At 36.8% G+C, this 24,154-nt stretch carries 10 protein-coding genes; all 10 read left to right on the forward strand.

What is annotated here, in order from left to right:
- The first annotated feature begins 30 nt into the window (after positions 1-30).
- The 10 genes from BUB89_RS05440 (at position 31) to BUB89_RS05490 (ending at position 24,116) form a co-directional block, all read left to right on the forward strand.
- Positions 31-3,312 (forward strand): glycoside hydrolase family 2 TIM barrel-domain containing protein, encoded by a 3,282-nt coding sequence (locus BUB89_RS05440; protein WP_073242726.1) that lies wholly within the window; start codon positions 31-33, stop codon positions 3,310-3,312.
- Between the two features lie 106 nt (positions 3,313-3,418).
- Positions 3,419-6,847: a glycosyl hydrolase gene (locus BUB89_RS05445; RefSeq protein WP_073242728.1), complete on the forward strand. Its 3,429-nt coding sequence runs from the start codon at positions 3,419-3,421 to the stop codon at positions 6,845-6,847.
- A 322-nt stretch (positions 6,848-7,169) separates the two neighbouring features.
- Positions 7,170-8,594 (forward strand): sialate O-acetylesterase, encoded by a 1,425-nt coding sequence (locus BUB89_RS05450; RefSeq protein WP_073242730.1) that lies wholly within the window; start codon positions 7,170-7,172, stop codon positions 8,592-8,594.
- A gap of 167 nt (positions 8,595-8,761) precedes the next feature.
- Positions 8,762-11,089 carry a DUF5703 domain-containing protein gene (locus BUB89_RS05455; protein ID WP_073242732.1) on the forward strand — a complete coding sequence of 776 codons (2,328 nt, stop codon included), beginning with the start codon at positions 8,762-8,764 and terminating at the stop codon, positions 11,087-11,089.
- 132 nt (positions 11,090-11,221) lie between these two features.
- The gene (locus BUB89_RS05460; RefSeq protein WP_073243032.1) at positions 11,222-13,690 is read left to right on the forward strand and encodes a pectate lyase family protein; all 2,469 of its coding nucleotides are present in this window, start codon (positions 11,222-11,224) and stop codon (positions 13,688-13,690) included.
- 77 nt (positions 13,691-13,767) lie between these two features.
- Positions 13,768-15,786 (forward strand): aceric acid hydrolase, encoded by a 2,019-nt coding sequence (locus BUB89_RS05465; RefSeq protein WP_073242734.1) that lies wholly within the window; start codon positions 13,768-13,770, stop codon positions 15,784-15,786.
- A 351-nt stretch (positions 15,787-16,137) separates the two neighbouring features.
- Positions 16,138-19,491, forward strand: coding sequence for a SusC/RagA family TonB-linked outer membrane protein (locus tag BUB89_RS05475; RefSeq protein ID WP_073242738.1), 3,354 nt, complete (start codon positions 16,138-16,140; stop codon positions 19,489-19,491).
- 19 nt (positions 19,492-19,510) lie between these two features.
- On the forward strand, positions 19,511-21,508 hold the full coding sequence (locus BUB89_RS05480; protein ID WP_083552562.1) for a RagB/SusD family nutrient uptake outer membrane protein: 1,998 nt from the start codon (positions 19,511-19,513) through the stop codon (positions 21,506-21,508).
- A 122-nt stretch (positions 21,509-21,630) separates the two neighbouring features.
- Entirely contained in the window at positions 21,631-23,352 is a 1,722-nt protein-coding gene (locus tag BUB89_RS05485; protein WP_073242740.1) for a polysaccharide lyase, read from the forward strand.
- 92 nt (positions 23,353-23,444) lie between these two features.
- A complete protein-coding gene (locus BUB89_RS05490) occupies positions 23,445-24,116 on the forward strand; it encodes a DUF3826 domain-containing protein (protein ID WP_234982529.1) in 672 nt (223 codons plus the stop codon).
- Positions 24,117-24,154: the final 38 nt, after the last annotated feature.

The raw sequence follows: 24,154 nt of genomic DNA on the forward strand, positions 1-24,154 counted from the left end.
CTGGCGAAGCAAATCTGCGTGAAAAAGAATATGAAAAACATCAAAATTTTATTATTTATAATTTTAGCTTCAGTTGCTGCAAATGCCCAACTGGTTACGGGTGAACCTGCCGGAATTCCAAAAATCCCGCAGAAATATTCCTTTAATCCTTGGGAGAACCCAATGATTACAAGTATCAACAGAGAGCCGGCAAGAGCCACTTCGTATTCGTATGCTACTGTCGCTGATGCTTTAGAAGGTAACAGAGCTAAAAGCAGAATCAAAATACTCAATGGCGACTGGGATTTTAAATTTGCTAAAAACCTGCAGGAAGCGCCTCAGGATTTTTATAAAAATGAAGTAAAAGGCTGGGACAAAATTGAAGTTCCATCCAACTGGGAGATGAAAGGCTACGGAATGGCGATTTATAAAAGTGCCGTGTATTCTTTCCGACCGGTAAATCCGCCATTTGTTCCTCAGGATGATAATCCCGTAGGTTCGTACCAACGCAAATTTACGGTTCCTGAAAATTGGAACGGAATGACCGTGAGTCTTCATTTTGGCGGCGTTAGTTCGGCATTTCAGGTTTGGGTGAATGGCGATTTTGTAGGTTATGGACAGGATAGTTTTAATTCGTCTGAATTTAATATTACACCTTATCTTAAAAAAGGAGAGAATATTTTATCCGTTCGCGTTTTGCGTTACAGCGATGGTTCGTATTTGGAAGATCAGGATCACTGGCGTTTAAGCGGAATTCAGCGGGAAGTGTATATCAAAGCGGAACCAAAATTGCGTATTGCCGATTTCTTTTACCAAACCAAATTAGACAAAAATTATCAGGATGCCGTGTTTCAATTGCGTCCGCGTTTGGATAATTTAACAGGTGATACCATCAAAAATCATACGTTTGAAGTACAATTATATGATGCTCAAAATAAGCCTTTATTCGAAAAAGCCTTAAGCAGAAAAGCTTCGGATATTATTAGCGAAGTTTCTCCACGTTTGGATAAAGTGCGTTTTGGTTTTTTTCAGGAAACAATTAAAAATCCATTGAAATGGAGTTCGGAAATTCCCAATTTGTACACTTTGGTCATGACGCTGAAAAATCCTGACGGGAGCATTAGCGAAGTAAAAAGCTGTAAATTAGGTTTCCGTTCTGTAGAATTTTCGAAAGAAAATGGCAAAATGCTTATCAACGGAAAAGAAACCTACGTTTATGGAGTCAATCATCACGGGCATCACCCGGAACGTGGTGAAGCAGTCAATCATCAGGATTTAGAAGAAGATGTAAAACTGATGAAGAAATTCAACTTCAATTTTGTACGTACCGCTCATTTTCCAGATGACCCTTATTTCTATGAATTATGTGATAAATACGGACTGATGGTAATGGATGAGGCTAATCTTGAAACCCACGGATTAGGTGGTTTTTTAAGTAATGACCAGCAATGGACACACGCTTATTTAGAACGTATGACCCGAATGGTCGAAAGAGATAAAAATCATCCCAGTATTGTGATGTGGAGTTTAGGGAATGAATCCGGAAAAGGCCCTAATCACGCAGCGATGGCAGCCTGGACACACGATTATGATATTACAAGACCCATACATTATGAGCCGGCTCAGGGAAATCCAAGGTTAGATGGCTACATCGATCCATTGGATCCGCGCTATCCTAAAACTGTCGATCATTCGCATCGTTATGAAAACCCGCAGGACGAACCTTATGTAGATATGGTAAGCCGTTTTTATCCAGGTGTTTTTACACCTAAATTTCTGGTGGATCAAAAGAAAGATACCCGACCAATTTTGTTTGTCGAATATTCGCATTCTATGGGAAATTCAACCGGAAACTTAAAAGAATTATGGGATGAATTCCGTAATACGCCAAGAGTCATTGGGGGTTGTATCTGGGATTTAAAAGATCAGGGAATGCTTAGAAAAGATCCAAAAACCGGAAAAGAATATTTTGGTTACGGAGGTGATTTTGGTGAGAAAAAACACGATGGTAATTTTAATATCAACGGAATAGTAGCAGCTGACGGAAGACCAAAAGCCGCGATGTATGAGAACAAATGGATTTACCAGCCTGCTGCTTCAACTTTAAGTGCAGCTAATAAATTGACTATTCATAACAGACAGGCTGTTCGTTCTTTGGTGGATTTTATTCCGGTTATTAAAATTTTAGAAAACGGGAATGTTGTCAAACAAGTCGTTTTGAAACCAATGGATGTTGCCGCTGGAAGTGATTTGGTTTTGGATATCAACCAATACTTGCCGAAGATGAAAAAAGATGCAGAGTATTTCCTGAATATTGAATTCCAACTTTCGAAAGATGAGTTTTGGGCATCAAAAGGCTATGCTGTTGCTACCGACCAATTTCTTTTGCAAAAGAAATCCGAAGTTACTTTGGCGGAAGCCAGACAAAAAAGCAACTTATCCGAAACAAAAGAGGCTTACACCATCAACGGAACCGATTTTAGTATTAGCATTAACAGAGCAAATGGAGCCTTGAATTCGTATGTTTATAAAGGTAAAGAACAACTGAAATCGGCATTGTTGCCTAATTTTACCCGTGCTTTAACCGATAACGACCGCAAAGGCTGGAAACCGCATAAACTATTGAAACAATGGTTTGCGGCTAAACCTGTTTTGAAAAATTGTAATGTAGAACAGTCAAATACTGGAATAAAAATCAGCAGTGATTACGAAATAATTAAAGACAGTGCTGCTGTGAAAGTAGTGTACAACATCAATCCAGACGGGATTATAAAAGTAGATTACCAGCTAAAAGCAAGTTCGAAATTACCAAACATCCCAAGAATAGGAATGCAAATGGGTATTAACAAAGATTTTGACCAAATTTCATGGTATGGAAAAGGCGAAATGGAAAATTACAGTGATCGTAGTTTTGGGTTCACTGTTGGGAAATACTCATTGCCAATCGATAAATTCATAGAACCGTATATCATGCCGCAGGAAAACGGCAATAGAACCGAAGTAAGATGGATGGCTTTTACAACCCCGGCAAAAAGTTCCGGCTTAGTTGTAGTTAACGAAAACAAGGTTTTAAATATGAGTGCCTGGCCTTATACCCAGCAAAATCTGGATGATGCCAAGCATACTTTCGACCTTGTAAATCCTGGTTTTCTAACAGTAAATATCCATTTAAAACAAATGGGTGTGGGTGGAAATGACAGCTGGTCACCAGTTGCCGCCCCAATAGAAAAGTACCAGATTCCATCAGGAGATTATAATTACAGTTTTTATTTGGTTCCTTTTACGGAAGCGAAAAACGGATTGGAAACACAATTGAAAAGTTTTAAATATTAAGTCAAAGTTTGTCATTTCGAGGAACGAGAAATCACATAATCTATATCACTTGATGAGATTCCTCCTTCGTCGGAATGACAAAAACAAATGAATAATAAGAGTTACAATGTTCAACAAAAAAATCATCTTTCTGTTTTTACTCTTTGCGGCAATGCTTTCTGCACAGGAGATTCATAAAAAAGAAAACACTCCTTTTCAGCCCACTCTCGAATCCTCCAAAACCTGGGTGTATTGGTATTGGATGAAATCGGCTTATTCTAAAGCGGGTATTACTGCCGATCTGGAAGCGATGAAACAGGCAGGAATTCGCGGTGCTTATTTAATGACGATTAAAGGACCGGCAGAACCACCTTTAATTGATCCACCCGTTTTGCAATTGAGTCCTGAGTTTTGGGATATGGTGCGTTGGGCTTTTATAGAAGCTGATCGTCTGGAATTGAAATTAGCTTTTCACGCGGCTGACGGTTTTGCAGTTGCAGGCGGACCCTGGATTACTCCCGAAACGTCCATGCAAAAAGTAGTTTGGTCAACAACTGAGTTTTCCGGCGGTAAAAAACTTGCTGTAAAATTGCCTGTTCCGGAACATTACAAGGATTTTTATAAAGACATTGCCACTTTTGCTATTCCAATAAAAGAATGGGAACAAAATTCTAAAATTTTACTTCCTCAAGTGAACACTTCAAATGGAGAAGAAGCTTCATTTTTGGCAAATCCAACGAAAGACGGGAATCTGAAAATTAGCGGTAAGGGATGGATTTTATACGAATTTAAAAATCCATTTTTGTGCCGAACGATTACAATTGAAACCAAAGGACTTGATTTTCAGGCTCAACGATTGATTGTAGAAACCAGTAATGATGGTGTCAATTTTAGCTTCCATCAAAGGTTACAGCCGCCGCGTCAAGGTTGGCAAAACACGGATTATGGCACAACATCGAGTATAAAAGCGGTTACAGCCAAATATTTCCGATTTGTTTTTGATCCTGCCGGTACCGAACCCGGTGCTGAAGATTTGGATTTTGCCAAATGGAATCAGGCCAATCTAAAAGTGAGTAAAATCACCCTCTCTAATCAGCCACTAATTGATAATTACGAAGGAAAATCAGGAGCTGTATGGCGATTGAGTCCAACTACATCTGAAGAATTGATTCCAAATTCGGATGTGTTTCCTAAATCAGCAATGATAAACATTTCCAAATTTGTGGATGCCAATGGTAATTTAAGTTGGAAAGCTCCAAAAGGGAAATGGAAAATTATTCGAATGGGACATACTTCTACTGGGCATGAAAATGCAACGGGAGGAGCAGGAAAAGGTTTGGAAGTAGATAAATTCAATCCGGATTTGATTCGTTTTCAGTTGGATCATTGGTTTGGCGAAGCCATTCGTACTGCCGGACCGGAATTGGCATCAAGAGTCCTGGAAATTTTACATTTGGACAGTTGGGAATGCGGAAGCCAGAATTGGTCTTCGGTTTTTCAGGCGGAATTCAAGAAAAGAAGAGGATATGATATTGTAGATTATTTGCCGGTAATGGCTGGAATTCCTGTCGAAAATGTTGCGACTTCTGAGAAAGTTTTATACGATGTTCGAAAAACAATAGCCGAATTAGTTGGAGATAATTTTTATGGAACGATGGCTGAAATTGCCAAAGAAAATAATGTCAAATTCAGTTCCGAAAATGTGGCTCCAACAATGATGAGTGATGGTTTATTGCATTTTAAATATGTGGATTATCCAAGTGGAGAATTTTGGTTAAAAAGTCCCACACACGATAAACCTTTTGATATGTTAGACGCTATTTCAGGCGGACATATTTATGGAAAAGACATCATTCAGGCGGAAGCTTTTACGGCTTTACGAATGGATTGGGATGAACATCCGGGGAATTTAAAAACGCTGGCGGATAGAAATTATGCACTCGGAATCAACCGTTTCTTCTATCACGTTTTTGTGCACAATCCGTGGACAGATAGAAAACCGGGAATGACTCTGGATGATATTGGTTCTTTTTTCCAAAGGAATCAAACCTGGTGGAAACCCGGAAAAGCCTGGTTTGATTATTGTCAAAGAGTGCAGTTGCAATTGCAAAAAGGAAAACCGGTGGTGGATTTAGCCGTTTTTATTGGTGAAGATTTGCCGTCGCGTTCACTAGTTCCGGATCGTTTGTTTCCTTTTATTCCAAATGTTTTTGGGCAAGAAAGAGTGGCAAGTGAAAAAGTACGATTGGAAAATGAAGGACAGCCAACTACCAAAATGCCAAAAGAAGTGACCTATTCTAAAAACGTTACCGATTTATCACAATGGGTAAATCCAATGAACGGCTATCAATATGATTCTTTTAATGCCGATGTTTTATTGAACAGAGCGAAGGTTGAAAACGGGAAAGTGACTTTTGATGGCGGAATTGAATACGGAGCTTTATTGTTTCCGGGAAGTCGAAGAATGGCACCGAATAAGATTATTTCTTTGGCTGTAGCCAAAAAAATAATTCAATTAGTTAAAGAAGGAGCGACGGTATTTATTGACGAAAAACCCACAGCTACACCAAGTTTTCAAACCGATTCAGAGGCTAAACAATGGCGGGCGGTTGTTGATGAATTATGGGCAAAGCCAAATAATGTAACTAAAAATAATTCGGGTTCTGTGTCTTGGAAACATGGAAAAGGAACAGTTATTGTGCTTCCGTTTTTGGATAATGATTTTTCTAAAATCGGAATTCAGGCGGATGTTTTGTTCTCGGATGCTAAAAACAATGACAGAGGTTCCATTGCCTGGACACACCGAAAAAATGGGGATGAAGAGATTTATTTTCTTTCGAATCAAATAGAAGAAAAAAGACAAATAGAAGTTTCGTTTCGAATTACTGAAAAGATTCCCGTTTTTTACAATCCGGTAACTGATAAAAGTTCGGCATTAGCCAATTGGAAAATTGAAAATGGAAGAACAATTATTCCATTGGAATTAGATAAAAATGAATCAGGTTTTGTGATTTTTAAAGAAGAAACTTCAAATACTTCGGGGAAAGGAACTCAAAATAATGCTGATTTTGAAACCATACAAACCATAGAGGAAAATTGGGAATTGCAATTTGATGCTGAATTTAAAGGTCCAAAAGAAGTAGTGAAGATCAACCAACTTTTTGACTGGAGTACTTCTGAAAATGAAAATATTAAGTATTATTCGGGAACAGCCGTTTATAAAAAAGATTTTGTTTGGAATGGAAAAAATGCTGATAAAATCTGGATTGATTTAGGTGTCATCGCTAACATCGCCGAAGTGACGGTTAATGGAATAGGTTGTGGAACGATTTGGACTTTTCCATACCGCACGGATATTTCTAAAGCATTGAAAAAAGGGAAAAATACGATTACTATCAAGGTTACAAATACCTGGGCGAATCGATTGATTGGGGACCAAAAGTTACCTGAAAAAGACCGATTGACCTGGACAACCGCCCGTTACAGGTTAGTTGAAAGTGAGAATTTATTAAAAGCCGGACTGTTAGGACCTGTTACGATTGTAAAAGAGAAATAAATATAAATTTTACCGAGCCTATGGTTCTTTTTATCGTGTTTTGCATTACAAACTGGGCTAAAGCCCAGCTCTACAAAATGTTTCGAGCCGATGGCTCTAGGTTATAATGTAAGTTCCGTAGGAACGATGCATATTGTAGCGTCGGGTTTTAACCCGATGAACGCGTAGGAACGATGTATATTGTAGCGTCGGGTTTTAACCCGATGAACGCGTAGGAACGATGTATATTGTAGCGTCGGGTTTTAACCCGATGAACGTAGGAACGATTATGTTGTAGCAACGGATTTCAATCCGTTGAAAAAAAGATTAAAATAAAATAAAAATGAAAAAAACAATTATTACATTTTTAATGATTTTAGGAATTTCCCAAATCAATGCGGCTATCAAATTACCGGCTTTGTTTTCGGATAATATGATGTTGCAGCAGCAAAGCAACGCACCTGTCTGGGGTTGGGCAGAAAAGAATCAAACCATAAAAATCCAGACTTCCTGGGATGCTAAAACTTATGAAGTAAAAGCCGATAAATCAGGAAAATGGAAAATAGCGTTGCAAACGCCAGCAGCTGGAGGGCCTTATGAAATTACGGTTTCGGATGGTGCAGAAACAAAATCGGTGAAAAACATCTTAATTGGTGAAGTTTGGCTGTGTTCCGGTCAGTCGAATATGGAAATGCCGTTGAAAGGATTTCCGGGTCAGCCGGTGTTAAAAGGTAACGAGGCAATTGTACATTCGACAAATAATAAAATCCGTTTTATTACGATTCCAAGAGCTACTGTTTTGACACCAAATGAAGATTTTGTTGGAAAATGGAATGTGGCAGGACTACAAACTACAGGAGATTTTAGCGCTACGGCCTGGTATTTTGGTTCACTTTTACAGGAAGTTTTAGATGTTCCTGTGGGATTGATTCATGTTTCGTATGGCGGTTCGAGCATGGAAGCCTGGATGAATCAGGAAATGTTGAAAGATTTTGCAGCAGCAAAGATTCCAACAAAGAAAGAGGATATTGCAAAAGACCCTAATCGTGTGGCAACAACTTTGTTTAACGGAATGCTTTCACCGGTAATTGGTTACGGAATCAAAGGTTGCATCTGGTATCAGGGAGAATCCAATTATGAACGTGCCGGGCAATATCAAGAATTAACTAAAAAGATGGTGAGCAGCTGGAGAGCACTTTGGCAACAAGGGGATTTTCCATTTTATTATTGCCAGATAGCACCGTTTAATTATGCGCAATTTCATCCAAATGACAATAAAGAAGAATACAATTCGGCTTATTTGCGTGAGGCACAATTAAAAGCTTCTACTGAAATTCCGAATGCTGGAATGGCTGTTTTAATGGACATTGGCGAAGAAAATAATATTCATCCGGCGGATAAAGAAGCGGGTGGAAACCGATTAGCGTATTTGGCTTTGAGCAAAACCTATGGATTGACTGGTTTTGAGTTTGAAAGCCCGGTTTTTAAAGCATTGGAAATCAAAGGAAGTGTTGTGACTGTTGCTTTTGATAATGCTCCAAACGGAATTACTTCTTATGGAAAAGAGGTAACAGGATTTGAAATTGCCGGAGAAAATAAAGTGTTTTATCCTGCTAAAGCGGAGTTAAGAAGAAAGTCGGTTTTACTTTCTTCACCTCAGGTAGAAAAGCCGGTTGCTGTTCGTTATTTGTTTAAGGATGTTGCTAAAGCAGAATTGTTTAGTACAGGAGGTTTGCCGGTTTCGTCTTTTAGAACTGATGATTGGTAAATGTTTAAACATATAAGTCATATAAGTTTTTTTACTGATAGAATTAAATAAATCTAAGTTGATATAAGTCTTTCAAACAACGCTTATATTAACTTCTAAAATTTCTTCAAATATTGACAACAATTAGTAAAAAAACTTAAATGACTTATATGGTAAAATAAAATTTTATGAAATACACAATTTACATATTTTTCTTTTTTACACTTTTCGCAAAAGCGCAAATTGCTACGCTTGAAAATTACAATCAGGTATGGAGTACCCAAAGCAATAATTCATCGGAATCCATGCCTTTGGGCGGAGGTGATATTGGTGCGAATGTGTGGGTTGAAAAAGGCGATTTGTATTTCTATTTTTCCCGTTCGGGAACATTTGATGAACACAATACCTTGTTGAAATTAGGAAGAGTAAAAGTTAGCTTGAGTCCGAATCCTTTTAAAGACAATGTAGGTTTTAAACAGGAATTGCATTTGAAAGAGGGCTACATAACCCTTTCTCAAAAGGGAACTACAGTAAAATTATGGGTGGATGTTTTTAACCCGGTGATTCATGTGGATGTGGAGAGCAAAGTTCCAACTGAAATGAAAGTGGCTTATGAAAGTTGGCGTTATAAAAACAGAGATTCGAAAGGAAAAGCCAATAATGCTAATTCGTACAAATGGGCTCCGCAAGGCGATATTATAACCTATAAAGATTCCATTTCTTTTGAAGGAAATGCGGTGCAGTTTTATCACAGAAACAGAGAAAATACGGTTTTTGATGTGACGGTTAAGCAACAAAAAATGGAATCGGTTAAGGATCAGATGCTGAATCCGATTGCAAATTTGACATTTGGAGGACAACTTTCGGGAGATAATCTAAAAGCTGACGGAACGTATACCGGAATCTATCAGGATACCGATTTTAAAGGATTCCAACTTTCGACTATAAAAGCATCCAAAAAACATGAATTCCAAATCCAGTTGCACACCAATCAATTTGCTGATGCGGGTGTATGGAAAAAAGAACTGCAAAAACAAGTTCTGAATTATAATAAGACGGTAAATAAAGCAGAAAAAAATACAATTGCGTGGTGGAATAACTTCTGGAATCGTTCATTTATTTATACCCAAAAATCAAAAACGGAGAAGGATTCTGTTTGTCAAATCGGACAAAATTACCAGCTGTTCCGTTATATGTTGGGTTGCAATGCGTATGGAAAATATCCTACCAAATTCAACGGTGGATTGTTTACTGTAGATCCGGTGCATACCAATAAAGAGCTGAATTTCACACCTGATTTCAGAAATTGGGGTGGTGGAACGATGACGGCTCAAAACCAGCGACTGGTTTATTTTCCAATGGTGAAAAGTGGTGATTTTGATATGATGAAATCCCAATTGGATTATTATCTGAGTTTGCAAAAAAATGCCGAATTGCGTTCTCAGGTGTATTGGAAACACGGCGGAGCTTCTTTTACCGAACAATTGGAAAATTTTGGATTACCTAATCCTGCCGAATACGAGTGGAAACGACCAGCGGATTATGATCCCGGAATGGAATACAATGCTTGGTTAGAATATGAGTGGGATACGGTGTTAGAGTTTTGCCAGATGATGTTGCAACAAAAGCAATATGCTGGTGAAGATATTCGAAAATACAATCCGTTTATCATGAGTTGTCTTCGTTTTTTCGATGAGCATTATCAATATTTAGCTAAAAACAGAGGCCGAAAAGCATTGGATGGCAACGGTCATTTGGTTTTGTTTCCGGGTTCAGCTGCCGAAACTTATAAAATGACGAATAATGCGAATAGCACAATTTCAGCTTTAAAGGTAATTTCGGAACAGTTTTTGTTACTATCGGAAAACGAATTATTAAAAGAGGATTTAGAATATTTAAAAGCATTTCAAAAACGGATTCCACCTTTAAATTTCAGCCAGTTTAATGGGCATAAAACATTGGCTCCGGCCAAAATATGGGAACGAATCAATAATACTGAAGTGCCACAATTGTATCCTGTTTATCCGTGGAAAATTTACGGGCTTGGAAAACCAGATTTGGAAACAGCCATAAATACCTGGAAATACGATACGGATGCTTTAAAATTCAGAAGTCATATTGGGTGGAAACAAGATAATATTTTTGCGGCTCGTTTAGGATTAACAGAAGAAGCAGCAAAATATAATTTGCTAAAAATGGCTAATTCCGAGAGGCGATTCCCTGCTTTTTGGGGACCGGGATTTGATTGGGTTCCGGATCACAACTGGGGAGGAAGCGGAATGATAGGTATGCAGGAAATGTTGTTGCAGGCTAATGGAGATACCATTTATATTTTTCCCGCCTGGCCAGCAAGCTGGGATGTACATTTTAAATTGCATGCACCAAAAAATACTACTGTTGAAGTGCAACTGGAAAAAGGAAAAGTAACTTTGCTAAAAGTTTTTCCAAAAGAAAGAGAAAAAGACATTTTTAATCTGCTTGGAAAATCTGAGATAGAAAAATTAAAGATGAATTAATAAGTATAGCTAATCCGGCTTCGGCTCCCTCTCCTTTGGGGAGGGCTGGGGTGGGGAAATTTAAAATAGAATATGTTATCATCAATTAGTTTAAATAGGATGATAATTACAAACCCTAAAATAAATAATTATATGAATTTAGTAAAACAATTGGCATTTTGCGCAGGAACAATGATAACGTTTACATTGAGTGGTAGCGCGCAAAATCAAAATGTAAATGCTGCTTCCAAATCCTTAAAAGTTGATTTTGATTTGGCTCAACGAAGAACTTTAGAAGTAAATGATCCCAATTATATTTCTTGGCCTGTAAGTGAAGGTACTCAGTTTAATAAAGACTTTGATGGTATAAAAATGACCTTAAAAGGAAATATTAATTCAGGCTGGTATAAAACCGGAGTGCAGGCACCATTTTATGCCCGTTTAATAAATGACGGAATTGTTGCTGATAAAAGTGTAGCAATTATCATTAGCGGATTGTCTAAAGGGAAACATACGTTGCTGACTTTCAATAACACTTTTGACAGTCCGGAAGTGGCTAATTACGCTCCGATTAATGTTTTTGTAAACGGTGTTTTTTCACAAACTATCCAGCCAACTAACAGAGCGACAGCAACAATTGATGCCGCTACTTCCTACATTCATTTTGATGCCGAAACAGGAAAAGACGCTGTAATTAAGTTTGAAGCTGATGCAAAAGCGACTGGGAAAATTCAGAAAGTAGTCATTAATGGTTTCGAATTGGATTTACCTAATCTTAAAAAACAGGCTCATACGCCAAATCCAGACAATAATGATGCGCATGTAGTTTTAGGAGACAATTTTAAACTGGAATGGAGTTCGCCGGAAGGGACAGTTTCTCATGATTTTTATTTTGGCGAAAGCCAGGAAAAAGTAGCGAATGCTGATCATAATTCATTAGAATTTAAAGGCAATTTGAATAAAAACTCGACTACCGTTGATAATAAACAGTGGAGTAATTTAAAAAGCTATTACTGGAGAGTGGATGAAATTAATGCTGATAAAGAAGTAACTAAAGGAAAAGTTTGGTTTTTTAAACCGGCACAAATTGCTTTCCCCGGTGCCGAAGGTTACGGACGTTTTGCTATAGGTGGAAGAGGAGGTAAAGTTATTGCGGTAACCAATTTGAATGACAGCGGACCGGGAAGTTTGCGTGATGCTGTGGACCAGGAAATTGGACCAAAAACGATTGTTTTTAACGTTTCGGGAAATATTCAGTTAAAATCCCGTTTAGTGGTAAGTCAGCCTAATGTAACCATTGCAGGACAAACAGCTCCGGGAAAAGGAATTATGATTAGCAGAGCACCTATTGGCTTGACCGGAAATGACGGTATTGTACGTTTTTTAAGAGTGCGTATCGGTGGCGGAACAACGTTTGACGGAATGGGATTAACAGGAGCAAATCATAGTATTATAGATCATTGTTCGATTAGCTGGACTATCGATGAATCTTTTAGTTCAAGAGGAGCACATAACATCAGTTTGCAGCGTACTTTGATTGCTGAAGCACTAAATGTGGCGGGTCATGATAAATATCCGACGGGAAAAATGCATGGTTATGCAGCAACTATTGGTGGTGATGTAGGTAGTTTTCACCATAATTTGTTAGCACATAATTATGGTCGTAACTGGAGTATTGGCGGTGGATTGAACGGAAACGGTTTTTATGGAGGAAAAGTAGATATCCGTAATAATGTGGTTTACAATTGGGGACATCGCGCAACAGATGGTGGAGCAAGTCAGGTAAATTTTGTAAACAATTATTACAAACCCGGAGCTGCAACTAATTTCTTTTTTGCATTAAATGCACAGCATGAAGGTGTTGGAAAAGGAAAACAACAGTATTATTTTGATGGGAATGTGATGCCGGGTCATTTTAATGAAAAAAATCAGGAAAAAGGAAGAAAAGCTACTTATTCCAATGGAGATAAGTCATCTTATGAAACATTTGTAGACAAGCCATTCTTTGAATCGCATGTAAAAACACAATCGGCAGAAGCAGCTTATAAAAATGTATTGTCAGATGTAGGGGCTAATCAGCCGGTATTTGACACACATGATCAAAGAATAATTGAGGAAACTTTAAAAGGAACTTATAGTTTTAAAGGCAGTAAAAGCGGTTTAGGCGGAATGATTGATGATGAAAAAGATGCAGGAGGATGGGAAAATTATCCAAATGAAACCCGTGATGCTAACTGGGATGCAGATCAGGATGGATTGCCAAACTGGTGGGAAGAATCAAAAGGTTTAAATGTAAATTCGGCTCAGGGAGATTTTGCTGATGCAAATGCACCTACAGGCAATGGCTATACGCAATTAGAAGATTATTTGAACTGGATGGCACAGCCACACTATTATATAAATGCGGGTGAAACTTTAAATGTGGATGCCGAAAATTTATTCAGAGGTTATACTAATGCACCTAAATATGCAGTGTCAACGGTTATTAATGGTTCAGCTTCTATGTTTAAAAAAGAAGTTCAGTTTACCTCCGGCAAAAAAGGATTTGCTTCCGTTGAAGTAAAAGTAGAAGATGCCGATGGAGATTCAATGAGTCGAATTATAAACGTGTTTGTTAAGTAAAAATAAAGATTGCCACAAATTCACGAATTAATAGTATTCTAATTCGTGAATTCGTGGCTAAAAAAAAAATCATAAAAATGAAAAAAAACATCATTCTCTTATCAGGACTTTTCCTTTTTAGCGGATTTGTTACTGCTCAAAACAAAGGTTTAGTGGCTAATTCTGATAGTCCGTATTCTAAATTGCAAAGCATCGGTTTACAGGATGTAAAATGGACAAGCGGTTTCTGGAAAGAACAGTTTGATGTAGAAACGGCAAGCACATTGCCACACATGTGGGATTTGTACCATAATGATGAAGTTTCTCATGCTTACGCCAATTTTGAAATAGCAGCCGGAGAAAGAAAAGGAACTTTTAAAGGACCTTCCTTTCATGATGGTGATTTTTATAAAATTTTTGAAGGAATGGCAGCTACTTATGCCGTGACTAAGGATCCAAAATTGGATAAAAAAATGGATCAAGCCATTGCGATGTTTGCCAAAGTACAGCGTAAAGACGGTTATTTGCATACACCTGTTTTAATTGATGAGCGATGGGGAACTTTAGGTCCGGAAGAAGTAAAAAAGCAACTGGGTTTTGAAAAGTACAATATGGGGCATTTAATGACGGCAGCCTGTGTACATTATCGTGCCACAGGGAAAACGAGTTTTTTAAATGTAGCCAAAGGTGTGGCCGACTTTTTATATGATTTTTACAAAAAAGCTTCGCCTGAATTAGCCCGAAATGCTATTTGTCCTTCTCATTACATGGGGATTGTAGAGATGTATCGGACTACGAAAAATCCAAAATACCTGGAATTAGCTAATAATTTAATTGATATCAGAGGAACGACTAATGACGGAACCGATGATAATCAGGATCGAATTCCGTTTAGACAGCAAACTACCGCAATGGGGCATGCAGTAAGAGCCAATTACTTATATGCAGGAATTGCCGATTTGTATGCCGAAACTGGTGAAAAAAAATTATTAGACAATCTAAAATCTATTTGGGAAGATGTAGCTTATCGCAAAATGTACATAACAGGAGCTTGTGGTGCTTTGTATGATGGCGTTTCTCCGGATGGAACTTCTTATGATCCATCTGTAGTTCAAAAGATTCATCAGGCTTACGGAAGACCTTTTCAATTGCCTAATGCCACAGCGCATACAGAAACCTGTGCTAATATTGGGAATGTGTTATGGAACTGGAGAATGCTGCAAATTACCGCTGATGCCAAATATGCTGACATAGTAGAATTAGCCTTATACAATAGTGTTTTGTCCGGAATTAATCTGGAAGGAAATAAATTTTGCTATAACAATCCGTTGAATGTTTCAGTCGATTTGCCTTTCGAGCAACGATGGGGAAATAAACGGGAAGGCTACATTGCGTTATCGAATTGTTGTGCACCTAATGTTACCAGAACCATAGCCGAAGTTGGGAATTATGCCTACAGTCTGACCAATGAAGGCTTGTATGTAAATTTATATGGCAGTAATAATTTGAATACCATTACTGAAGAAGGAGCTAAAATCCAGTTGCATCAGGAAACTAATTATCCTTGGGATGGCGCTATTTCGATAAAAATAGATACTGCTCCAAAAGAAGCCTATGCATTGTTTTTAAGAATTCCGGGATGGAGTAAAGGCGCAACGATACTGGTTAACAATAAAAGTGTAGATGCAAGTCCGGTTTCAGGAACGTATTTAAAGGTAGAAAGAAAGTGGAAAAAGGGTGATGTGATCAGTTTAAACATTCCTATGCCGGTAGAAGTAATGCAGGCCAATCCGCTTGTGGAAGAAACCAGAAATCAAGTTGCTGTAAAACGAGGACCGCTTGTATATTGTTTAGAATCAGACGGAATTTCGAAAGACAGCTCCATTAATGAAGTGGTTTTAGATGTGAACTCCGATTTCAATACTCAAAGTATGCAACAACATACTCGAAATTTAGTTGCTATTACTGCTCAGGGTTTTTTAAATACCAATTCTTGGGATAAAAAATTGTATCAGCCATTGCATACCTCTAAAGAAAAAGTTACTCTGAAATTGATACCCTATTTTGCATGGGGAAATGGTAATAGTAAAGAAATGAGCGTTTGGTTTTTACATTAAAAAACTTGTTAAAAGTTAAAAAACAAATGAATTTAAAAAATTTAACATAAAAAAAACATTAAAACTTAAAAAAAATGTGCTAAAAAATCGTGTTGTAATAAAATTTTAGTACATTTGAAAAATGTAAACGTTTACATTTGATTTATTTAGCCTTATTTAAAAAGAAACACAATAAATAAATCCTACAAAAATGTAAACGTTTACACGACGAAAACCAGCTGTAAGGAATGCGATTGCAGTGTTAATTAAATCTAAAATAGTATGTTTTAAAACATCCGGAACTGATTTCTCACTTATACAGAAATAATAAACCAAACAAATTAATAATTTTTTAACCAAAGAAACACACTTATGAAACAAACATTTAAAATGGTATTTAGTGTATTACTGTTCAGCATGATGAGTCTGACTGGTTTTGCTCAAAATGCAGGTGAAAGGACAGCTATCACTGGAAAAGTAGTGGACAAAGACGGGCTGGGAATAATAGGCCTGAATGTTCTTGAAAAAGGAACAAAACATGCTGTTGTTACTGATATCGATGGTAACTACAAAATTCAGGTTCTAAAAGGAGCTGTTTTACAGTTTTCTTATATTGGAATGAAAACTCAGGAAAGAGCAGTAGGTGCAGCAACAACTATTAATATAACGATGCAGGAAGATGCTTCTACTTTAGATGAGGTTGTAGTTGTAGGTTATGGTACTCAGAAGAGAGCAAATTTAACAGGTGCTATTGCCACTATTGATCCGCAAAATGTACAGGATTTGCCTGTTTCGAATTTATCAGAATCATTGAGAGGTTTGATTCCGGGATTATCAGTTAATAATGCTAATGGTTCAAGCCGTCCGGGTGGAGCTGCAGATATACAAATACGTCAAAGTTATGGTTTTTCTAAAGATGGACACTCAACAGTTCCATTGATAGTAATTGATGATATGGTTCAGATTGATCCGGAAACAGGTAAGCCTACGCAGGAAACTTTCAATAGATTAGATCCTTCAGAAATTGAAAGTATTACTGTTTTGAAAGATGGTTCTGCAGCGATTTATGGTTCTCGTGCTTCTCAAGGAGCAATTATTGTGAAGACAAAAAGAGGTAAAGAAGGTAAGGCTAAGTTCACTTATTATTCACAGTTTGCTGTAAATGATGCGATAAGTCATGTGAAAACAATGAATGCCTATGAGCATGGAATTTGGAAAAATAGATTTTTAAACTCTAATCTAAATGCAAATCAGGCCAATTATTTTTCTGCAGATGAGTTAGAACAAATGAAAGGCTTAAATTATGATTGGTTAAAAGAAGCCTGGAAGCCAGCAACGCAACAAAGACACGTTCTTAATGTAAGTGGTGGTACTGAAAAAGCTACTTATTTTGCAGGATTGACTTATTTTACTCAGGGAGCTAATTTAGGATCACAGGATTACAATAAATGGAATTTCCGTACAGGAACAAATGTTAAAGTAAGTAATAGTTTAGATTTTTCTGCATCTATCGCTGTAAGTACGTTAGATGTGCAAAAATCATTTTCAAAAGCTTCTGCAAATTTAAATGACAGTAGTTTTGGGGCACTAGGAGGTGGAGAACAAGCTGATTATATGTATTTGTTACACATGCCAAAATATGTTCCTTGGCAAATAACAAGAGATGGGGTAGATTATTTTATGTCACCATTTCCTCGTACAGATCGTAACTTGGGTAGTGCTAATGCTAATACTACTATTGCGGGATGGAATTATTTTGCAGCTCAAGAAGCAGGAAAACAAATAGATCAGGAATTCTCGTACAACGTAAATTTGAATATGACATATAAAGTACCTTTTGTTAAAGGTATGTCGATTAAAGGAAGTTACGCAAGAAGTCAGTCTAATGCTAATACAGAGCAAGTTCAGTTGCCTTATGACTTACTTAGAATTACTAATCATAATTTAGAAGATAATCACCTTTTGAATCCTAATTCTACATTCGCTAACAGTGGTAGACCGGAAACTAATATACGTGGATCAAGAGTTTATTATAATACTGATTTGACTAATTTAGAGCAAGCTAATATTTTTGCTAATTATGCAAGAACTTTTGGAGACCATTCCGTAGATGCTATGGTAGGTATGGAACGCTCAGAGTCAGACTATAAGTCAGTACGCTTGGCTTATGAAGGAACAGGTAAAGATTATTTAGGTTCCAGTACTTCTGCAGGACCCTTGAGTTCAAATTCTCTTGCTGACAAAGGAGAGGCTGGGACATTATCTTACTTAGGACGTTTGAATTATAGTTTTAAAGATAAATATTTATTATCATTAATTTTTAGAAGTGATGCTTCTACTAAATTCGCTCCGGAAAATTACTGGGGATTTTTTCCTGGTGCACAAGTGGGTTGGGTAGTGTCTAAAGAAAATTGGTTTGCAGATAATGTATCATGGATAGATAACCTTAAATTGCGTTATTCTATTGGTAAAACAGGAAATGATAATCTTGGTACTTGGCGTTGGTTGCAATTATGGGAACCAATTGTTGATAAAGGAGCTCAATTTGGAAGTGCAGGAGGTACACTAGGAGCAGGTATAACACCTAGAGTAACTCCTAATAGAGATGTTAAATGGGATTCTACTTTGAAAAGCAACTATGGTATTGATTTAGCTTTGTTTGATAATAGATTGCAAATTACAGCAGATTATTATTTTGATAGAAAGACAGATATGTTGGTTACTTTAGCAAGTCAAGCTGGGACGCCAATTTCAGTAGGAGGAGCCACTGCTGAGTCAAATTATGCAGCAATTGATACTTGGGGAACTGAGTTTTCTGTAAATTGGAGAGACAATATAAAAGATAATTTCAGTTATAATGTTGGAGTCAACTTTGGTTTTTCTAATAATGAAATCAAAAAATATCCAGAAGCAGCTTTGACTGATCCTTCAACAAATCCTAGAGTTGCAGGTACTTCATTAATAACTCCAGTTTGGGGATTCAAAACCTGGAAAGAAACTTCTACAGGAGACGGTATCTTGCGTACAGATGAAGATGTTACTAATTATTGGAACTATTTAACAGAGCGTGCTACAGCAGCAGGCGGAGCTCCAAATTATATGAACATAACTAATGTAGCTAATATGAGAAAAGGGATGCTGGCATATGAAGATGTTGGAGGAGCTTTTGATGCAGCTACCGGAGAGAGACGTCCTGCTGATGGAAAAATCACAAGAAATGATGATTACCAAAAATTAGTTAACCAAAACAGAACGTATGGTTTTACTACTAATTTAGGCATGAAATACAAAAATTTTTCTGTTAGAACACAAATTGCTACTTCTTGGGGAGGTTATAATAGTTTAGACATGATCAAACAAGGAACTTCTTCTGCACATAATGATTGGGCTCATGAAAGTTTCTGGACAGATATGTATGATGCAACTGATAATCCAAATGGTAAATATCCAAACATGGGACAACAAGATTATATTTTTGCACCATCCGATTTTTGGCAATTGAATACTTTTAGATGTGTGGTAAGAAACTTGACAGTAGCTTATGCACTTCCTAAAGAGGCATTAAAATCTATAAAAATTGACGGTCTTAGTTTTGGTATTACTGGTCAGAATCTATGGGATTTATACAATCCATACCCAGACAAATATCGTAATATGTATGATGATTCATCTACAAAATACCCAACACTTAGAACTTGGTCTCTTAGTATGAATGTATCATTCTAATTTTAATTTAATTGCAATTATGAAAACAATAATTAATAAATATATAGTAATATCACTTTTACTGGTTTTAGGAGCTTCTTCCTGCAGTGATGATTTTTTAGAAGATAAAAAACAATACAAATACTACGACGAAGAGTTTTATCAAGATCAAGATCGTGTAACTCAGTACGTGAATAATGTGTATTATGATTTTTTCGATGGTTTTAAAACACCTGCTGCAATTAGAGTAGGTTCTTTTACTACAACTGAAGCTTCATATACTGAAGAAATAGGAGGAATTTCTAATCTTATCAATCCGAATGTTACTTTGGTAAATGCGCAAGATGGTTCGGGTTATTATGGACCCGCTTTAAGGGATGCTTTTGATAATGCTCCCTACAATCGAATTAGAGATTGTAATGCTATGTTAGAGAATATTGATGTGCTAGGCGCTAACTTACCACAAGAATTTCGTGACAGAGTTAAAGGACAAATGTATTATTTAAGAGCACTTCAGTATTTTGATTTAATGCGTACTTATGGTGGTGTTCCTATTGTAACAACGGTTCAGGTTGCTACTAATAGTGACGAATCTATAAAATTGCCAAGAGCTACAGTTACAGAAGTAGTGAATCAAATTGTAGCTGACTTAGATCAGGCGGCTACTCTATTGCCTCCAAATTGGGATGCTGCTAATTATGGACGTTTTACAAAAGGGGCGGCAATGGCTCAAAAATCTCGTGTATTATTGACTTATGCCAGTCCATTATTTAATAAAAACTGGGATACGGATAATAGCCGTTGGGATGCTGCTCTAGCAGCAGGTTTGGCAGCTGAAACTCAGCTAAGTCAAGACGGTTATGGTTTATATGGAACAAATGCTAAACAATGGGCTGAAATGTTCTATGTTAATAATAATGCTTTTAATAAAGAAGCAATTACTATTAAACTTTTATCAGATGGTAATACAGGGTCTTTATTTTCAAACAATTCTTGGGAGAGATCCATTCGTTTGGCTAGTCAAGGAGGTCAAGGTAGTGGAGGAGTAGATGTTCCAAAAAGAATGATTGACTTGTTTCCAACAAGTACTGGAGCCAGACCTGTTGCCGGAACTAATTATGATCCATTCCTTTTCTTTAAGGATCGTGATCCTCGTTTTTACAGAACTTTTGGTTTTTCAGGATGTTACTGGCCTTACAATAATACGATTACTACTTCAACTACTCAACCAACAGTATGGGCTTACCGATGGTCAACTAATGCAACTACTGGTGTAGCATATAGTATGGGTAATGATGTTTCAAGCCCGGCTTTTGTTAGAAAAATGTCTAGTCCTACAGTTAGTAATGCATCCAATTTCCAATTCTCAGGTACAGATATTATGGAATACCGTTATGCAGAATTATTGTTAAATATTGCGGAATGTTATGCCGCAAAAAATGATATTACAAATACTATTACTTATTTAGGTAAAATTAGAAATCGTGTTGGAATACCTTCTGCTAGTAATTATGGTATTGGAACTTTAGGGTCTAAATATGCCGCTTTAGAAGCATGTTTGTATGAGCGTAGAGTGGAATTAGCTTATGAAGGAAAACGTTTTTATGACATTCAACGTTGGATGTTGTATAGTGATGACGCAACTATAAATGATGATACAAATGCTAAATTAGGAATACCTGCAATTAATGGAACACAAAGAGTAGGTAATTATCTACATTATAAAAATGGAACTAGCCCTACTAATACTGATCCATTAGCTACTGCCAGAGCAGCTATATCAGTTGATCCAGATGCTAGTAATTTTGCAGCACAAGTTACAGCCTTAGCTGCTTTTTATACTGCTAACTTTGAATTACGTTCTCCTCCAACACCTATGGATGCTGTGAATAATGTGGCAACTAATATCGATTGGAAATCACATTATTATATAATGGGTCTTAATCTGACTGTTTTGTCTCAAAATCCATGGTTAACTCAAACTAAAGGTTGGAATGATGCTTCTGGTAATTCAGGAACTTTCGAATATCAAGAATAAACAATAATAAAATAAAGAAATGCTTGATTAATTTCAGGCATTTCTTTTTAACAACTACCAAACTTTAATCTAATAAAGACAGTTCTAACCAAATGTTTTTTATTAATTAAGAAAATTTTAAAATGAACAAATTAAATTTTTTATTGGCTTTTTTGGCTTTAGGAAGTAGTGTGAATTGTTTTGCACAATATCCAAAAATATCTCCTGAAGTTCAGGCAAGAGAAAATGCGATTAAAGCGGAAGCTGAGAAACTTTCAAATGAGGCTTGGGAAAAAGCGAAAGTAATTGTAGAACAGGAAGAAAGACAAGGGAAACCATTTGTACCGTGGGCTTCGAGACCTACTGATTTGCCACAGGCATCCATTCCTGCTTTTCCAGGTGCTGAAGGAGGAGGAATGTATAGTTTTGGCGGTCGAGGTGGTAAGATCTTAACGGTTACCAGTCTGGAAGACAGAGGTGCAGGGACTTTGCGTGAGGCTCTTGAACAAGGTGGAGCCAGAATTATCGTTTTTAATGTATCAGGTATTATTAAGCTAAAAAGTCCTTTAATTGTTCGTGCTCCTTATGTTACTATTGCCGGGCAAACAGCTCCCGGAGACGGAATTTGCGTAGCTGGTGAAACCATCTGGGTAGATACTCATGATGTGGTGATTCGTCACATGCGTTTTAGAAGAGGAGAAACTTTTGTAGGTCGTCGTGACGATGCTATTGGAGGAAATCCGGTGGGGAATATCATTATCGATCACGTTTCTGCAACATGGGGATTAGACGAAAACATGTCTTTTTACAGACACATGTATGCTGATGGAACTGGTGGTCCGGATAAAAAATTTCCAACCGTAAATGTTACCATTCAAAACAGTTTGTTTGCAGAAGGTTTAGATACTTACAATCATGCTTTTGGTAGTACTTTAGGTGGAGAAAATTGTTCTTTTATTAGAAACTTATGGTCTTCTAATACGGGTAGAAATCCGTCAATTGGATGGAATGGAATCTTTAATTTTGCTAACAATGTTATCTTTAATTGGGTAAACCGTTCTATCGATGGTGGTGATTATACAGCTCAGTACAACATCATTAACAATTATTTTAAACCAGGTCCTGCAACAGATAAAAATGACCCGATAAGCTACCGAATTTTGAAACCGGAATCAGGCAGAAGTAAATTACCTTATGTAGTTTTTGGTAGAGCTTACGTAAACGGAAATGTTGTCGAAGGAAATGAAAAAGTATCTAAAGACAACTGGGCTGGCGGAGTCCAGATGGAAAACAAAAAAGGAGATGCCATGAGCTTAGAAGAAGCATCTGTTTATTTTCCTAAAATGAAGGTGAATGAACCAATGCCAATGCCTTGGTTAAAAACATTTATGACTGCTGAACAAAGTTACGATTTCGTACTTAAAAATGCAGGAGCAACATTGCCTCAAAGAGACCCTGTTGATACCCGAATTGTAAGAGTTGTAAAAACAGGAAAACCGGAATATGTAAAAGGATTAGACCCAAAATCATTCTATCAGTTTGAACACAGACGCCTGGGTCAGGATTCTTATAAATTAGGAATTATTACTGATATTTCACAAGTAGGTGGTTACCCGGAATACAAAGGGAAATCATATAAAGATTCAGATAATGATGGTATGCCGGATGCATGGGAGAAAAAATTTGGATTAAATCCAAAAGATGCTTCTGATGCAAACAAAGACAGTAATGGTGATGGTTATACAAATATTGAAAAATATATCAATGGCATAGATCCTACTAAAAAAGTAGATTGGAAAAACTTGGATAATAATGAAGATACTTTGGCTAAAATCGGAGAAGGATTAGCGGAGTATAAGAAGTAAATCGATGTTTTTTGGTATAATTCTTGCCTAATCTGGAGACAGATTGAGCAAGAATTTTGCTTTATAATAGTTAAGTTTTAAATAAAGAAAAGATGAAAATGTACAAAAAAATTGTTGCGGCAGCCTTACTTGTTTTTATGAGTTCTAATGTTGTTTTGGCACAATCCGCAGTGGATCCTGAATATGTAAAAGTAACCAATGAAAGAGCTCAGAAAATTGTAGATGATTTAAAATTAAAATCCCCGGAAGATCAATTAGCGGTTAGAAATATAATTGCGGAACAATACCGTTCTTTAAGTACCATCCATAATGGGCGTGATGCTAAAATTGATGAAGTTAAAAAAAACATTGCCGATAAGGAAAAACAGCAAAAAGCAATTGATAAATTAAAGACTGATGCCGATAAAAAAATCATGGCACTGCATAAATCCTATTTGAAAAAACTTGGAAAAAAACTAAATAACAGTCAGATAGTACAGGTAAAAGACGGGATGACTTATGGTGTTTTGCCTATTACCGTTTTAGGTTATAATGATATGTTGCCAAATTTGACTCAGGAACAACAAAAATACATTTATGATGCACTGGTTGAGGCCAGAGAACATGCAATGGATGGAGGTTCTTCTAAAGAAAAACATGCCTGGTTTGGGAAGTACAAAGGAAGAATCAACAATTACCTTTCTAAGCAAGGATATGATTTAAATAAAGAAAGTGCTGACTGGCATAAAAGATTAGAAGAAAGAGAAAAAAATAAGAAAAAATAAGATTTTATAATTTTCTTTTTTGATCAAGCAAAAAAGAA

The sequence above is a fragment of the Flavobacterium flevense genome, from assembly GCF_900142775.1.
Classification (GTDB): domain Bacteria; phylum Bacteroidota; class Bacteroidia; order Flavobacteriales; family Flavobacteriaceae; genus Flavobacterium; species Flavobacterium flevense.

Bases quoted from the DNA above. Each gene is read 5' to 3' on its own strand.
- BUB89_RS05440 (WP_073242726.1), top strand. From the start codon at position 31: ATGAAAAACATCAAAATTTTATTATTTATAATTTTAGCTTCAGTTGCT.
- BUB89_RS05445 (WP_073242728.1), top strand. From the start codon at position 3,419: ATGTTCAACAAAAAAATCATCTTTCTGTTTTTACTCTTTGCGGCAATG.
- BUB89_RS05450 (WP_073242730.1), top strand. From the start codon at position 7,170: ATGAAAAAAACAATTATTACATTTTTAATGATTTTAGGAATTTCCCAA.
- BUB89_RS05455 (WP_073242732.1), top strand. From the start codon at position 8,762: ATGAAATACACAATTTACATATTTTTCTTTTTTACACTTTTCGCAAAA.
- BUB89_RS05460 (WP_073243032.1), top strand. From the start codon at position 11,222: ATGAATTTAGTAAAACAATTGGCATTTTGCGCAGGAACAATGATAACG.
- BUB89_RS05465 (WP_073242734.1), top strand. From the start codon at position 13,768: ATGAAAAAAAACATCATTCTCTTATCAGGACTTTTCCTTTTTAGCGGA.
- BUB89_RS05475 (WP_073242738.1), top strand. From the start codon at position 16,138: ATGAAACAAACATTTAAAATGGTATTTAGTGTATTACTGTTCAGCATG.
- BUB89_RS05480 (WP_083552562.1), top strand. From the start codon at position 19,511: ATGAAAACAATAATTAATAAATATATAGTAATATCACTTTTACTGGTT.
- BUB89_RS05485 (WP_073242740.1), top strand. From the start codon at position 21,631: ATGAACAAATTAAATTTTTTATTGGCTTTTTTGGCTTTAGGAAGTAGT.
- BUB89_RS05490 (WP_234982529.1), top strand. From the start codon at position 23,445: ATGAAAATGTACAAAAAAATTGTTGCGGCAGCCTTACTTGTTTTTATG.